Source organism: Paenibacillus sp. 1011MAR3C5, assembly GCF_003591485.1.
Taxonomy (GTDB): Bacteria; Bacillota; Bacilli; order Paenibacillales; family Paenibacillaceae; genus Pristimantibacillus.
Window position 1 is genome coordinate 149,379 of sequence record NZ_QZCF01000007.1, and the last position, 14,039, is coordinate 163,417.

The following is a 14,039-nucleotide window of genomic DNA, read 5'->3' on the forward strand; positions in this document are numbered from 1 at the left end:
CAAAGCCCTTGAGGCAAGCATCGCTTGCTCCAAGGGCTTTGTTCGTTGTTGCTTATAGAGATGAGCTTACTGGATTGCTCTCAAACATTGTCAGGATTCGTCATGACGTCGTCTCTTCCGCAGAGTGGCTATGCCGGTTACGAGAATAAATGAACCTAACAAATAATACGGAACAGGACTGTTTTCACCTGTTTTGGGCAGCTTGTCGATTGGCACGGATTCCTCTGGATTGTTCTCATCGGTTGCTTGATCGATGATTTCCTCTCCCTCATCCGTACCTCCGCCAATCGGCACCTCCTCTTCCTCAACCGTTATGACAGTTGGCGTTGGTGTAGGGGCGGTTGATTCAACAGGCGTAGGCGTAGGCGCAGGTGTTTCGCTTGGTGTGGCAGACGGCGTCTCCGATGGCGGTGTTGCAGTAGGCGTGCTCGTAGGCGTCCAAGTCGGCGTGCTCGTAGGCGTCCAAGTCGGCGTGCTCGTAGGCGTCCAAGTCGGCGTGCTCGTAGGCGTCCAAGTCGGCGTGCTCGTAGGTGTCGGAGTCGGTGTTGGTGTTGGTGTCGGCGTTGGTGTCGGCGTTGGTGTCGGCGTTGGTGTCGGTGTCGGTGTTGGTGTTGGTGTTGGTGTTGGCGTTGGTGTCGGTGTTGGTGTCGGCGTTGGTGTCGGCGTTGGTGTCGGTGTCGGCGTTGGTGTTGGTGTTGGTGTCGGTGTTGGTGTTGGTGTTGGTGTTGGTGTCGGTGTTGGCGTTGGTGTCGGTGTTGGTGTTGGCGTTGGTGTCGGTGTTGGTGTCGGTGTTGGTGTCGGTGTTGGCGTTGGTGTTGGCGTTGGTGTCGGAGTCGGTGTCTCTGTAGGTGTTGGTGTTGGTGTCTCCGTAGGTGTTGGTGTCGGTGTCTCCGTAGGTGTCGGAGTCGGTGTCTCTGTAGGTGTTGGTGTTGGTGTCTCTGTCGGCGTTGGAGTCGGTGTGCTCGTAGGTGTCGGGGTCGGTGTCTCCGTAGGCGTCGGAGTTGGCTCTGGACAGCTTCCTGCTTTGTTTAATAAATGATACCTCAACGTCAAGTGGTCATGACCGTACTCAGGGTTCAAGGTGAACTGAGTGGGTCCGGCATAGAGATCAAGCTGGCTTAAACCGCATTGAGGCAATGAAATGATAAGCGAATAATTACCGGCTTTATTCAACTGGATACTGTTGCTGAAATAATGTTTTTGATTTTCATAAGGCGTAGGCGATCCTTCATACGTATACACGGAGAAGGTAACCTCTACACAGTCTTGATTCGTCTTAAACGTTGCCGTTGCGGTGCCGTCTCCATTTATTGCAATGAATGGAACGCCCGAATCCTGCTGATCAATCGACCCAAAATGCTTGGAGTAGCTGGTACATACAGCAGTGGCCTCGTCTTCTAATGCATCTACCTGCGATACTTCCGCATTTAAGCTTTCTACAGAGGCTTCTTGCTTATTCGCCTGTCCTTCTGCAAATACAATGGAGCCGAGTGTTAAGGAGGAAATCATCAGCAAGGTTAAAGCGATAGATAGATGCCTCTTCATTTTCTTCATCAGTTCACTCTCCTTTTACCTGAATTATTATGGGGCCCTTCTCGGGCGCTATAAGGGTTTTTCCACTCCCCCTTCATTTTGTAGCCATCATATCAACAATATGAATGTACGTGTACAAAAATGATAGCATATTATGGTAATTCGGCAAGGGTGTATTTTTGGTGAGAAGCCTTATATTTTTGTCGAAATTTGTGCGCTCTTGCACATTGTGCATCACTTGTCCCTCGATGCCGTAACCGATGGGCGGCTAGCGGCATATAGTGTGGCAAGGGTATGCTGACGAGATGGTTTTGCATGGCAAGACGATTAGGGGGTGCCGACAGTGGAGCTTATCCTTCTCATCATTGGTTGTTATGCTGTTGCGGCGTTGTTCGTGCATCTGGCTTTTTGGATTGGACAGAGGCGGTCCCGGTCAGAAAAGCATTATGTTCTGATTGCGGGCCAGGCCGGGAAAAATATGGAATGGTATTTGCGAATGCTGCATGCGTTCTCCCGCTGGCTAGGAAGGGATATCCGTCTCACGGTTGTGGATGCCGGTGCATCAGAAGAGACCATGGCCATTGTAGAACGCTGGAAGAGAAATGGTAAACAGGTGCATATTCATTCGGTTGCAGAAGAGGCGCATGAACAAGAAAATCACGAAAGTGGTAAGCGTTCGCAGTCTGCCGGAGGCACTGCGGTGCATCTCTTGTGGATGCTGCAAGCAGAAGGGATTGTGTCAGAGTCGGATCACGCGGTGCTTGTTGATTTGCAAAACCCGAGCGACTTGTCGAAGATGCCGTTTTGACTTATAATTCCATTATAGAAATGTATGAAGAGTGAAGCACACTTGAGACGCCTTACGGGCGTGATCGGGTGTGCTTTTTTTGTTGATTTCAATCAGCGATTGGAGGATGAAGGGCATGAAGGCGTGGGTATATATCGTACATACCGGCACCGGATGGGAGGCGAAAATAACGCTGGAGCCGAATGTGGATTACTGGTACTGGTTCGATGGGGGTGGCTGTAAGGATCGGGCAGTCGCCGGGTGGTTTTGGAGGGAGCCGTTGCCATTAGGCTGGGCATGCCAGATCGCTGAGGACTGGATTTATCGGGTGGGTGAGCAGGGAGGGCGGAATAAACCCTCGGACAATGAATTAACGGGTAGTCGTACCGCTTCGAAGGAGGCTCTGGCTCATTTGGCCCGTAGGATTGACCGCATGTATGAGGCCTATCATTCGGCGGAGCGAAGGATGGAGGGTATTCTGTTGCGGAGCAGCGGCGAGCAGGCTACGGACTCGCCGGATCAGATGGGGTTGCAGGAGCGGGCGGAGTATTGGCCGCGAGTAGGCAAGAGCAAGCCGAATGACAGCATGGCGGAGAGAGGCATGGAGAAGGTAGCAGCATCAGCGAGAATAGCTGCTGGGCTGCTGCAGGGACGCGCGCTGCTCGCCAGCGAAGCGCGCGCCTTGCTTGAGGGCGCCAGCGTGACCGTGGCAGGGGTCAGCTGGAGCGAAGCGGTGCAGCTGGCAGCTTTGCTCGGGCGCGTGCGCCTTAGCGGAGCGGTCGCCGCCGCTGGTGGGCGGGCGGACGCCCGGGGGCGGAGCCGCTGCCTGCGCTGCGGCAGCGGTGAGGAGCAGTTGCGCCGCACAAGCTGTGCGGCGTGCGGCAGGGTTTGTGCATATTGCGAGGCATGTCTGACGATGGGAAGGAGTCGGGAATGCGAGCTGCTGGTGCTGGGAAGATATGAAGCGTCTGAGAGAACGGGCCGGACAATGGAGGCCTCTATGGTTCGGGAGCTGCCAGTGAAGGAGCGGCTGGAGAAATGGGGGCTGAGTCCTGCCCAGCATGCGGCGGCAGCGGAAGCTTTGCGTTTTGTCGAATCGCAGCCCCTGTACAATCGGGGAAGCAGTCTCAGACTTCAAGCTCGATCAAATGTACAGCATCGATCGATTTTCGATCAGTCATCGGGAGAAGAATCTTGGCGTCAAAAAGCCGCAGAGTGGCGGAGACGCTTCAAGCATCCCTTGTTGCGCGAATGGCCGGTGCGTCTCTTATCCTGGGGCATGCCTCCTGCAGAGGAGCGAACGGATATACGCAACTTTTTGTTATGGGCGGTTACGGGGGCCGGGAAAACGGAAATGATCTTCCCGTTAGTAGACTCTGTAATAAGCCGGGGAGGCAGGGCGCTGATCGCTTCTCCAAGACGGGATGTTGTCTTGGAGTTAGATCCGCGCATCAGGCGCGCGTTCCCCGATGCGCAAGTGGTGACGTTGTATGGCGGAAGCGAGCAGAGATGGGAGAGGGGGGAGATTACGTTATCGACTACCCATCAGTTGTTTCGCTTTCAGGAAGCTTTCGACCTTGTCATTCTCGATGAGCTTGATGCTTTTCCGTATCACGGTGATCCCATGCTTAAGTATGCGGCGGACAAAAGCTGCTTACCGGGTGCGCCACGTTTGCTTTTATCCGCTACTCCGCCTCGTGATCTTCAGCGGGCAGCCCGGAATGGCAAGCTGGCGCATGCACGCGTTCCAGTGCGCTATCATCGCCATCCTCTGCCTGTACCTAGCCTCATGAGTGCACCGGCAGTAAAAGGCATGCTGGAGGAAGGCAGGCTTCCTAATGCATTAGCGAAGGCCCTTCACAGCTCACTTGGCAGAGGCGCGCAAATCTTTGTGTTTGTTCAGCGAATTGCGCAAGCGGAGCCTCTGGCAGCTCTGCTGCGCCGCAAGCTGCAATGCCTTCTTGTCGATGCCACCTCCTCGCAAGATCCTAATCGGGCTGCCAAAGTGATGAGCTTCCGCAAGGGGGAGATCCGCCTTCTTGTTACCACGACGATTCTGGAGCGAGGGGTAACGATTCCGAAGAGCGACGTTTATATTTTGGATGCGGACGGAAAGCTCTTCGACGAAGCTTCACTTGTACAGATGGCGGGAAGGGCCGGGAGGTCTGCAGATGATCCTGGCGGCAAGGTCTACTTCTTCGGGCCGGAGCGTAATCAATCCCAGCTACAAGCCGTTCGTCATATCCGCTCCATGAACAAAATGGCGAAGGAAAGAGGGTACCTGCTGCCTATATACACCGGAAGGAGGGCGCGCGTATGAGCAGGTTGGGGCGACGAATGGGTCATCTCAAATCGATTCTCCGATCTGCGGGAGACCAATCAATGGAGTGGCTGTCTCCAGACACAACTGGCTGTATCGTATGCGGGAAAGCCGTGTTGCCGCAGCAAGGCAGCCCCTATCCCGAGCGGGGCATGGCCTCATACCGCCTCCTTAGGCAGTCGTTGTGCATAAGTTGCTTTGCTTCGATACCTTGGCTGGACCGAATTGAATGTTTGATATGCGGCAGAGGAGTGAGCTGCGAGGATTGCCTTCGGCGGACGGAACGCCATTTTATATGTAATCGCAGTGCGGTTGGCTATAGTCCGGTCATGCGCGAATGGCTCGCCATGTATAAGTATCGCGGTCATGAGCGTCTTGCTCCCTTACTTGCAGAGATGCTGGTGCCGGGCTTCATTCGGCTTACGGAAGAGACAGCGGCTCGAGACCAACCTAAGAGGCAGGCTGGACATCACAGAGAAACGGACAAGGGGGTTGAGCGTCTAAAGCGATGGGCACAGAGGATGTGGAACCCTGATGCAGCGGTTTCCCGATGCTGGGATGCGATTACGTATGTGCCGATCAGCGGGGAGCGGGCGGAGGAGCGGGGTTTTAATCAGGCGCAGCAGATGGCGCGCTACTTATCGGACAAGTTCGAAATTCCGATCTATGATTTGCTGATACGCGACCGTCACACGGAGAAGATGAGCTTCAAGACGAAAGTGGAGAGACAGCGTGATTCTCAGACTCTTTTTATAGGCAATGAAGCTCAGTTGAGGAAGCTTTCCAGGAGTCCGTCTACTTCGAATCCAAAGAGCCAAAGAATCCTACTCATAGACGATATCTATACAACGGGCAGTACAGCCGAGGCCTGTGCCTCGGCGCTATTTCGTCATGCTTCTCGACCGGTTCATCTGTATACGCTAACGTGGGCGAGATCGTAATCGGCGATCTTTTATGACAAAATAATGAATCTCTCTTTTATGTAACTATAAAATTAATGAAAAGCGTACCGAAATCCGTTAATATAGATAGAAATGCAGAAGAGAAGATGAGGAGGGCCTGAGCGATGAATTTGGATAATTGTCCTCGTTGTGGAAAGCTGTTTGCCAAAAATTTCAGAGATGTGTGTCCGGTGTGCATACGCGATATTGACAAGGAATACCAGCTTTGCGCCGACTACTTAAGAGAACATAAAGGTGCAATCATTAGCGAGCTGTCCGATCAGACGGGTGTGTCGATCAAGCAAATAACCAAATTTATTCGCGAGGGCCGGATCTCGATGGTCAATGCACCGAACATGTCTTATCCTTGTGAGTCCTGCGGCACATTGATCCGCGAGAATCATCTATGTGATAGCTGCCGGTCGAGGCTGGTGAAGGATGCGCGCCGTATGACGCAGAACGAAGGTAAGAATACGGAGTCAGACAAGCTGAAGCCAACGGATGTGGCTTACCGCGGTCTTAATCAGTATAAGGATAGATAAATCAACGATACTATTAAATAATGCTTGACTAGAGCCGATAACACTTGTATAAGGTCATCGGCTTTTTTAGTTCCTGTACATTAATGAGGTGGAGAATTTGAAAATAAACGAAACGAACCGAATCGGCGGCACGAACCCATATCAGAAGCAATCGGAGTTCCGGATGGATGCGGCCAAGAAGGCACGCCAGAAGGATGAAGTCCAAATCTCGGCTGCGGCCAAAGAGATGCTCTCGACGAGCAAGCTCAGCCATGCAGAACGCGCTGAACGCATTAACGAGCTTAAGCAATCTGTCGCTTCCGGCACTTATCATGTGGAGGCGGGCAAGATTGCGGAGAAGCTTCTGCCTTATCTCAATTCCAATCGGCCAGAATAAGGGCGGGGGACAAACCGAATGTCGATCTCGAAAATAACGGAAATTTTGGAGCAGCAATTAAACTTGTACGGACGGCTGTTGGAATGTGAAGAGAGCAAGACGGATCTGATTATGAAGAATGAAATTGTTCAATTGAACGTGGTTACCCAAAAGGAAAAGCTGCTAACTGCCCAAGCGGATGAACTCGAGACGACCCGGTTATTGACAACCGCGAGATACTTTAAGGACATCGGCTTCCGGATGCGCTCCGGCGTACTGTCCGATCTGATCAAGTCGGTCAATAATCCCGAGGAGAAGCAGCAGCTTACAAGGCAATACGAGGAATTGACGGACATTCTTAGGCGGCTGAAGCAGGTGAATGAATCGAATCAGCAGCTCATTCAGCAGTCACTTGACTTCATTAATTTTTCAATCGGATTAATGGTTGAGGACCCTAATGAAGATGTCGTGTACCAGCATCCCATGAATCAGATGGGGGCTAATAAACGGAATACATGGTTCGACTCAAAGGCATAGGGAGATGAGAGCATGAGGTCTACGTTCCACTCGCTGGAGACGGCGAAGCGCAGCATTTTCACACAACAAGCGGCGATCAATACGGTCGGTCACAATATATCGAATGCCAATACGGAGGGCTACTCGAGACAAGTGGTAAACATGGTTAACGCCCGTCCAATCGAAGCCTTTGGCATGAACCGCTCCAACGCTCCAGGGCAATTAGGAACAGGCGTTGAATTTACATCCATTACCCGTATTCGGAATGCGTTCCTGGATACGCAGTACCGGGATCAGAACTATGGAGTAGGCAGCCTGTCTATCCAGACGGATACGCTTAATAAACTGGAAGGTTATGTGAACGAGCCTTCCGATACGGGCATTCGTGCCGTTCTTGAGAAGTTCTGGAATTCCTGGTCGGATCTTAGCAAGGACCCGGAGAACGTGACGGGCCGCGAGATCTTGCAAGAGAACGCCATGGCTTTAGTCGAAACGTTTAATGAACTCAGCCGTCAATTGTCGGGTTTGAATGCTGATCTGAGCTCCAATATTGATGTCAAAGTAACGGAAGCGAATTCGTTGCTGCAGACGATCTCTTCTTTGAACACAGAGATTCGAAGAATCGAATTGATTGGCGATGACGCCAACGATCTCCGCGACCAGCGCGATTTAATGACGGATAAGCTCTCCCGAATTGCCAACATCAGCGTAACGGAGACCGATCAAGGCTACAATATCGCTCTCGGTAACGTGAATCTGCTAGATGGTGCAGCTATTACCCCGCTGACAGCTGCAGATGTAGAAACCGCTTATGCGACCGGCTCGCTTATCGGCGGAGAAATTCACGGCATGATTGTATCGCGCGATACTTTCGTAGCCGGATTCCAACAGCAGCTGGATACACTGGCTGACACGATGGCGAATGGCGAGTTTGAGGTAACCATTCCAGCAGGCTGGGTGAAGCCGGGAACAACTACGCCTACGACAGCGCCGGAAGTGGTAACGGTTAAAGGTATCAATGGACTGCATAAGCTAGGCTATACGCTGGCAGATCCTGCAACGGCGGGTGAGGATTTCTTCACATTCAAGGCAGGTGCGACAGGTATTACAGCCTCAAGCATTCAACTGAACCCTTCCATAGCGTCTGATGCGAACAAAATCGCAACCTCACTCCGCACGACGACAGACGGCGGAGGCGTAACATCCGTTGTGAGAGGCAACAACGGTCTGGCGCTTCTGATGTCTGAGCTCAAGAATGTGAAGTTTGGATTTGATGAAACGGCTCAGGGTGGCGGCATTACGCAGGCTACGGTCGCTGATTTCTATGGTGCGGTTGTTGGTGCACTTGGTGTACAGAGCCAAGAAGCCAGCCGCTTATATAAGAATACACAAACGCAATTGGATCAAATTCAAGGAAACCGTCTATCGGTAAGCGGTGTATCCCTCGATGAAGAAATGGCTGATTTGATCAAGTATCAATACGCCTACAGCGCATCGGCTCGATTCATGACAACGTTCGATCAAATGCTGGAGAAGCTTATTAATGGAACGGGCATGGTAGGTCGGTAAAACATAGAATAGGGAGGTAGATTGATATGTCATTGCGCGTAACGCAAAGTATGATGCATTTGCAATTGACCCGGAACTTGAACCGCAATCTAACGCAAATGGAGCAGCTCCAGATGCAAGCAACGACGGGACGCAAGATTAATAAAGCGTCTGACGATCCTGTAGGCATCACCTATTCGCTTAGATACCGTACCGAATTGTCGGCAAATGATCAGTATCAGAAAAATGTCGATTCCGCTTTGTCATGGTTGGACTTCAACGATACGGTTGTTGGACAAGCTGGCGATGTGCTGCTTAGAATTAAGGATCTTGTAACACAAGGTTCGAACGGGACCAACCCGGATCTGGCGCTTGGCAACATCAAGAGTGAGGTTGAGCAGCTGAAGAAGCAGCTTGTAGATATTGCGAACAGTAAAATTAACGGTAAATATGTCTTTAATGGTGAGCAATTCGATAAACCTCCATACGATACCTCGGATCCGGCAATGGTTGCCAATGCCGTAGCGGGTGATACTGGAAAAATCCAATATGCCGTTGGCGTAAATATGCAACTCGACATTAATTTCTCGACAAGTCAAGTATTTGGCGATGCGGATCCTGCTGGTACAGGTAATAATGTTTTTTCTGTACTGGAACGTATTATAACGTCATTGGATGCGGGAGAGCATGGAGATGTATCGGCCGAAATTGCTAATCTTGACACTAGCATTGACCGGATGTTGAACGTAAGGTCAGAGATTGGTGCACGGGTCAACCGTGTCGAGCTTATTCAGAATCGCTTGTCCGATTTGGGGATTAACTTGACGGATATGAAATCCCGTGTTGAAGATGCCGACTACGAGAAGCTGTTAATCGATACGAAGATTAACGAAAATATCTACCAAGCTTCGCTATCTGTTGGAGCCAAAGTGATCAGCAAATCTCTGGTCGATTTCTTAAGGTAGTCCGATGAGATTCCCGCAGATTCAAATTGAGCAAATACCGGCGCGGCTTGATATCACTTCCACACAAGGGAAGTTCGATATTCGGCAGAAGAGTGCGACGATGAATGTACAGTCGACTCCTGGGGTTCTTGAAGTAGAATCGGAGCCGCCAGTCGTCATCGTGGACATGACGAAGACATGGGATGCCCTAACGGGGGGCAAGCCGATAAGCTTCATGAACCGGATATACGATCAATTCGGCCAATTTGTCCAACATGCAATTGAAAATACGGTCAGCACTTATAATCAAATAGGGGACCTGACGCTGGAAGAAAATCCGATTGGGGAAATTGCGATTCAGAATATGTTGCGGCAGCCTCCAAAGGTTCAAATCTATGGAGAGGCTTCAGTAGCGAATATTTCGTTTGAAGCGCATGTCTCGCCGCCACGGATCAATTATACGCCTGGCAAGGTCGATATTGAGACGATACCGAACAAGCCTCAAGTTGATTTCCAACGCGGCGGTGTCCAGTACCAAATGACACAGTATCCGGCGGTCCGTATCACGCCGCCTCAAATTGATATTTTCCGATAGGAACAAGAAGCTATAGAATCGATTGCGATGCTATAGCTTTTTGTTTTATTGCAAGCATGCTAGGGTTACAATAATAGATAATATGAGTACATAGGAGAGTGACTGAATATGGAACTGCAGACAACTAGATTCGGAGTAATCAACTATTCAGAGGATGACCTCTATTATTTTGAGAATGGGATACCGGGCTTCAAAGATGAGAAGTCCTATTTGCTCATTACGGTTGAAGAAAGTCCCTTTATGTATTTGCAGTCCACTACAACGGAAGCGATGTCATTTATTGTTGCGTCTCCCTTTGACTTTTTTAGGCAGTACGAGTTTACGCTGTCTGCCAACATTCAGGAAGAACTGAAGCTTGCAGACGAGACCGATGTCAAGATCGTCAACATTGTTAATGTCAGAGATGAGCTAAGCTCAGCAACCATTAATTTAGGTGCTCCAATCGTGCTTAACACAAGAGAAAGACTAGCCATGCAATATATCTTGGCAGATGGCCAATACGCCATACATCAGCCTCTATTTGGTGAGCTTGTCATGAAAAAAGGGGGGCAATAGGATGCTGGTATTGAGTAGAAAAGTTGGCGAATCACTAATCATAGATGGAGATATAGAGGTTACGATTCTAGATGTTACAAACGATATAGTAAAGGTAGGGATCAAGGCTCCCAAGGATATCGGCATTTTACGCAAAGAATTGTATGCATCAGTAGAGGATACGAATCGAGATGCAAAAGCCACGTCAATAAGTAAAGAAGACCTATTGAAACAATTTAATGAAATCAAAAAACAGCTATAAAAGATTGGAAATGTTTATCCGATATATAAGATAGAGCTGATAAGGGCGGCCGACCTGGTTCAGCTCACCACATGGATGTGGGACTATATACTCAAGGAGGAAATATCAATGCGTATCAATCACAACATTACAGCTTTGAACAACCACCGCAACATGGGACTAAATACCGTTGCTGCGGGCAAAAACATGGAGAAGCTTTCTTCCGGTTTGAAAATTAACCGTGCAGCTGACGATGCAGCAGGCCTTGCTGTATCCGAGAAAATGCGCGGTCAAATTCGCGGTCTGGAGCAAGCACAGCGCAACGTACAGGACGGTGTCTCGTTCGTACAAACAGCTGAGGGTGCAATGAACGAAGTAAGTGCGATGCTGACTCGTATGAAAGAGCTGAACGTTCAAGCGTTGAACGGTACATACTCTTCGACAGACGTTGACAACATCGAGTTGGAAGTTAACGAACTGCGTTCCCAAATTTCCAGCATCATGGCAGATACTAAATTCAACGGTATCAATATTCAATCGAGTGGTACTGCTACACAAGTTGCGATTCAAGCAGACGATGCTGCCCAAGTCATCAATATTGACTTGATTACTACAACATCCTTTGTTATGAATGCAGCAATTACTTCCTTGAACGCAACATCACTTGCTTCGATCGAAACGGCAATTGAATCCGTCGCGACTGAGCGCGCTAAGCTTGGTGCTACACAAAACCGTCTGGAATACACTTCGAACAACCTAGGCACAACGGTTGAAAACCTGACTGCTGCTGAATCCCGCATCCGTGATACCGATATGGCCAAGGAAATGGTTGAGCTTACGAAAAACAACATTTTGCTTCAAGCTTCCCAAGCGATGCTTGCTCAAGCGAACTCCGCGCCGCAAGGCGTATTGTCGCTGCTTCGTTAATCGCAGGACAGCCTAATTCAATAGCCGTCACATGGAAGTGAGCGGCCAAACCAACATTCAGGGAGGAAATAACAATGCGTATTAATCACAATATCACAGCACTAAACAATCACCGTAACATGGGTCTGAACACGGTTGCTGCAGGCAAGAGCATGGAGAAGCTGTCTTCCGGTCTGAAAATCAACCGTGCAGCTGACGATGCAGCAGGTCTTGCTGTATCCGAGAAAATGCGTGGCCAAATCCGTGGTCTGGAGCAAGCTCAACGTAACGTACAAGATGGTATCTCCTATGTACAAACGGCTGAGGGCGCGATGAACGAAGTAAGTGCCATGCTGACTCGTATGAAAGAGCTGAATGTTCAAGCAGAAAACGGAACTTATTCTTCAACTGACATTGCTAATATCGATCTTGAGCTGAACCAACTTGGTTCCCAAATTGATAAAATCATGACCGATACGAAATTCAATGGCATCGCTATTGCTGGGGCAAGTACTGTAGCTATCCAAGCGAACGATGCTTCGCAAGTAATTTCAATTTCTATGGTCGACACGACTGGGTTCTCTGCTCTTAGCGCAACGTCGACACTGGGTCAAATTGAAAATGCAATTGAGAAGGTAGCGACTCAACGTGCTACGTTGGGTGCAACTCAAAACCGCTTGGAATACACTTCGAACAACTTAGGCACAACGGTTGAAAACTTGACTGCTGCTGAATCCCGTATCCGTGATACCGATATGGCCAAGGAAATGGTTGAGCTTACGAAAAACAATATCTTGCTGCAAGCTTCCCAAGCGATGCTTGCTCAAGCGAATTCCGCGCCACAAGGCGTATTGTCACTGCTTCGTTAATCGTAAGACAGCTTAATTCAATCAGCCCTCACATGGAAGTGAGCGGCCAATCCAACATTCAGGGAGGAAATAACAATGCGTATTAATCACAATATCACAGCACTAAACAATCATCGTAACATGGGTCTGAACACAGTTGCTGCAGGCAAGAGCATGGAGAAGCTGTCTTCCGGTCTGAAAATCAACCGTGCAGCTGACGATGCGGCAGGTCTTGCTGTATCCGAGAAAATGCGTGGCCAAATCCGTGGTCTGGAGCAAGCTCAACGTAACGTACAAGACGGTATCTCTTTTGTACAAACAGCTGAGGGCGCAATGAACGAAGTAAGTGCCATGCTGACTCGTATGAAAGAACTGAACGTACAAAAGGCAAATGGAACCTATTCCGACACAGACACAGCTAATATCGATCTTGAGTTGAACCAACTTGGCTCCCAAATCGATAAAATTATGACGGATACAAAATTTAATGGAATTTCCATTTCCGGAACAGGTTCAGTTAGCATTCAGGCAAATGATGCTAGCCAAGTAATCTCTATTTCATTGGTTAGTACAAATGGCTTCTCCGGTTTGACCAGTTCTTCTGATATCGACGCCATTGAAACAGCTATTGAAAATGTTGCTACTCAACGCGCGACGCTGGGTGCTACACAAAATCGTCTGGAGTACACTTCGAATAACCTAGGTACAACAGTGGAGAACTTGACTGCTGCTGAATCCCGTATCCGTGATACGGATATGGCGAAGGAAATGGTCGAACTTACGAAAAACAACATCTTGCTTCAAGCTTCCCAAGCGATGCTTGCTCAAGCGAACTCCGCGCCACAAGGCGTATTGTCCCTGCTTCGCTAGTAACATCCGCAAAGAAATTAAGCAAAGGCTTTGGATCTTATCCAAAGCCTTTGCTTATAGGAACGGAAGTCTTGAAAGCCTAGTGTATCGGTTATTTCCTCTATAAAATGAGATAGGAGCAACCGATATAATAGATATAATATCGTTGAGGTGATCGTAATGACCCTTCCAATTTCCTCGGCAGGCTCCAACAGGCCTATCGTACAAGAGATTGGTCCAATGGAATCGGTCAGTAGACAACACACCCAGATTAACCACATTAATAGTACTGATGCTTTGAAGAAAGCTGAGATGACCGGTTTGAAAATTTCGGTCGGCGATGAGCAAATGGTGCGCAGGATCGACCGGGCGCTAAAAGCTCTGCAAGGACCAAATACGACTTGCGAAATGTCTGTTCACGAACAAACTAATGTCGTGATGATTAAAGTTATTAACAAAGATACGGGCGATCTTATCCGAGAGATCCCTCCGGAGAAAACGCTCGATATCGTTGCCAAGCTGCTTGAGGTAAATGGATTGTTAATAGATGAAAGAGTTTAAGGGAGAGGAGTGAGAGCAC

General features: G+C 49.4%; 16 protein-coding genes. 15 read left to right on the plus strand and 1 reads right to left on the minus strand.

Annotated elements, in window-relative coordinates:
* Positions 1–90: 90 nt before the first annotated feature.
* Positions 91–1,554 carry an LPXTG cell wall anchor domain-containing protein gene (locus D3P07_RS20740; protein ID WP_119802170.1) on the minus strand — a complete coding sequence of 488 codons (1,464 nt, stop codon included), beginning with the start codon at positions 1,552–1,554 and terminating at the stop codon, positions 91–93.
* A 322-nt stretch (positions 1,555–1,876) separates the two neighbouring features.
* Here D3P07_RS20740 and D3P07_RS20745 point away from each other — a divergent pair, with 322 nt between their 5' ends.
* The 15 genes from D3P07_RS20745 (at position 1,877) to D3P07_RS20815 (ending at position 14,020) form a co-directional block, all read left to right on the plus strand.
* Positions 1,877–2,341 (plus strand): hypothetical protein, encoded by a 465-nt coding sequence (locus tag D3P07_RS20745; RefSeq protein ID WP_119802171.1) that lies wholly within the window; start codon positions 1,877–1,879, stop codon positions 2,339–2,341.
* Between the two features lie 115 nt (positions 2,342–2,456).
* Positions 2,457–4,640, plus strand: a complete 2,184-nt coding sequence (locus D3P07_RS20750; RefSeq protein WP_259391621.1) for an ATP-dependent helicase ComFA — start codon at positions 2,457–2,459, stop codon at positions 4,638–4,640.
* Positions 4,637–5,581: a ComF family protein gene (locus tag D3P07_RS20755; RefSeq protein WP_119802172.1), complete on the plus strand. Its 945-nt coding sequence runs from the start codon at positions 4,637–4,639 to the stop codon at positions 5,579–5,581. Before D3P07_RS20750 ends, D3P07_RS20755 begins: the two co-directional genes overlap by 4 nt.
* 125 nt (positions 5,582–5,706) lie before the next feature.
* Positions 5,707–6,123, plus strand: coding sequence for a TIGR03826 family flagellar region protein (locus D3P07_RS20760; RefSeq protein WP_119802173.1), 417 nt, complete (start codon positions 5,707–5,709; stop codon positions 6,121–6,123).
* A 79-nt stretch (positions 6,124–6,202) separates the two neighbouring features.
* The gene (gene flgM / locus D3P07_RS20765; RefSeq protein WP_259391628.1) at positions 6,203–6,499 is read left to right on the plus strand and encodes a flagellar biosynthesis anti-sigma factor FlgM; all 297 of its coding nucleotides are present in this window, start codon (positions 6,203–6,205) and stop codon (positions 6,497–6,499) included.
* 18 nt (positions 6,500–6,517) lie between these two features.
* Complete coding sequence (locus D3P07_RS20770; RefSeq protein ID WP_119802175.1) at positions 6,518–7,015, plus strand: flagellar protein FlgN; 498 nt, start codon at positions 6,518–6,520, stop codon at positions 7,013–7,015.
* Positions 7,016–7,027: 12 nt separating this feature from the next.
* Positions 7,028–8,563, plus strand: coding sequence for a flagellar hook-associated protein FlgK (flgK, locus tag D3P07_RS20775; protein WP_119802176.1), 1,536 nt, complete (start codon positions 7,028–7,030; stop codon positions 8,561–8,563).
* A gap of 26 nt (positions 8,564–8,589) precedes the next feature.
* The gene (flgL, locus tag D3P07_RS20780) at positions 8,590–9,507 is read left to right on the plus strand and encodes a flagellar hook-associated protein FlgL (RefSeq protein ID WP_182914435.1); all 918 of its coding nucleotides are present in this window, start codon (positions 8,590–8,592) and stop codon (positions 9,505–9,507) included.
* A gap of 4 nt (positions 9,508–9,511) precedes the next feature.
* On the plus strand, positions 9,512–10,081 hold the full coding sequence (locus D3P07_RS20785; RefSeq protein WP_119802177.1) for a DUF6470 family protein: 570 nt from the start codon (positions 9,512–9,514) through the stop codon (positions 10,079–10,081).
* A 108-nt stretch (positions 10,082–10,189) separates the two neighbouring features.
* The gene (fliW, locus tag D3P07_RS20790) at positions 10,190–10,636 is read left to right on the plus strand and encodes a flagellar assembly protein FliW (protein WP_119802178.1); all 447 of its coding nucleotides are present in this window, start codon (positions 10,190–10,192) and stop codon (positions 10,634–10,636) included.
* Position 10,637: 1 nt separating this feature from the next.
* Positions 10,638–10,877, plus strand: a complete 240-nt coding sequence (gene csrA, locus D3P07_RS20795; protein ID WP_119802179.1) for a carbon storage regulator CsrA — start codon at positions 10,638–10,640, stop codon at positions 10,875–10,877.
* Between the two features lie 108 nt (positions 10,878–10,985).
* Positions 10,986–11,783 carry a flagellin N-terminal helical domain-containing protein gene (locus D3P07_RS20800; RefSeq protein WP_119802180.1) on the plus strand — a complete coding sequence of 266 codons (798 nt, stop codon included), beginning with the start codon at positions 10,986–10,988 and terminating at the stop codon, positions 11,781–11,783.
* A 74-nt stretch (positions 11,784–11,857) separates the two neighbouring features.
* Positions 11,858–12,631, plus strand: coding sequence for a flagellin N-terminal helical domain-containing protein (locus tag D3P07_RS20805; RefSeq protein WP_119802181.1), 774 nt, complete (start codon positions 11,858–11,860; stop codon positions 12,629–12,631).
* A 75-nt stretch (positions 12,632–12,706) separates the two neighbouring features.
* Positions 12,707–13,480 (plus strand): flagellin N-terminal helical domain-containing protein, encoded by a 774-nt coding sequence (locus D3P07_RS20810; protein WP_119802182.1) that lies wholly within the window; start codon positions 12,707–12,709, stop codon positions 13,478–13,480.
* Between the two features lie 159 nt (positions 13,481–13,639).
* Entirely contained in the window at positions 13,640–14,020 is a 381-nt protein-coding gene (locus tag D3P07_RS20815; RefSeq protein ID WP_119802183.1) for a flagellar protein FlaG, read from the plus strand.
* Positions 14,021–14,039: the final 19 nt, after the last annotated feature.

Coding starts and splice junctions, on each gene's coding strand:
- D3P07_RS20805 (WP_119802181.1), top strand. CDS start 11,858: ATGCGTATTAATCACAATATCACAGCACTAAACAATCACCGTAACATG.
- D3P07_RS20770 (WP_119802175.1), top strand. CDS start 6,518: ATGTCGATCTCGAAAATAACGGAAATTTTGGAGCAGCAATTAAACTTG.
- D3P07_RS20755 (WP_119802172.1), top strand. CDS start 4,637: ATGAGCAGGTTGGGGCGACGAATGGGTCATCTCAAATCGATTCTCCGA.
- flgK (WP_119802176.1), top strand. CDS start 7,028: ATGAGGTCTACGTTCCACTCGCTGGAGACGGCGAAGCGCAGCATTTTC.
- D3P07_RS20810 (WP_119802182.1), top strand. CDS start 12,707: ATGCGTATTAATCACAATATCACAGCACTAAACAATCATCGTAACATG.
- D3P07_RS20785 (WP_119802177.1), top strand. CDS start 9,512: ATGAGATTCCCGCAGATTCAAATTGAGCAAATACCGGCGCGGCTTGAT.
- D3P07_RS20760 (WP_119802173.1), top strand. CDS start 5,707: ATGAATTTGGATAATTGTCCTCGTTGTGGAAAGCTGTTTGCCAAAAAT.
- D3P07_RS20740 (WP_119802170.1), bottom strand. CDS start 1,554: ATGAAGAAAATGAAGAGGCATCTATCTATCGCTTTAACCTTGCTGATG.
- fliW (WP_119802178.1), top strand. CDS start 10,190: ATGGAACTGCAGACAACTAGATTCGGAGTAATCAACTATTCAGAGGAT.
- D3P07_RS20750 (WP_259391621.1), top strand. CDS start 2,457: ATGAAGGCGTGGGTATATATCGTACATACCGGCACCGGATGGGAGGCG.
- D3P07_RS20800 (WP_119802180.1), top strand. CDS start 10,986: ATGCGTATCAATCACAACATTACAGCTTTGAACAACCACCGCAACATG.
- flgL (WP_182914435.1), top strand. CDS start 8,590: ATGTCATTGCGCGTAACGCAAAGTATGATGCATTTGCAATTGACCCGG.
- csrA (WP_119802179.1), top strand. CDS start 10,638: ATGCTGGTATTGAGTAGAAAAGTTGGCGAATCACTAATCATAGATGGA.
- D3P07_RS20815 (WP_119802183.1), top strand. CDS start 13,640: ATGACCCTTCCAATTTCCTCGGCAGGCTCCAACAGGCCTATCGTACAA.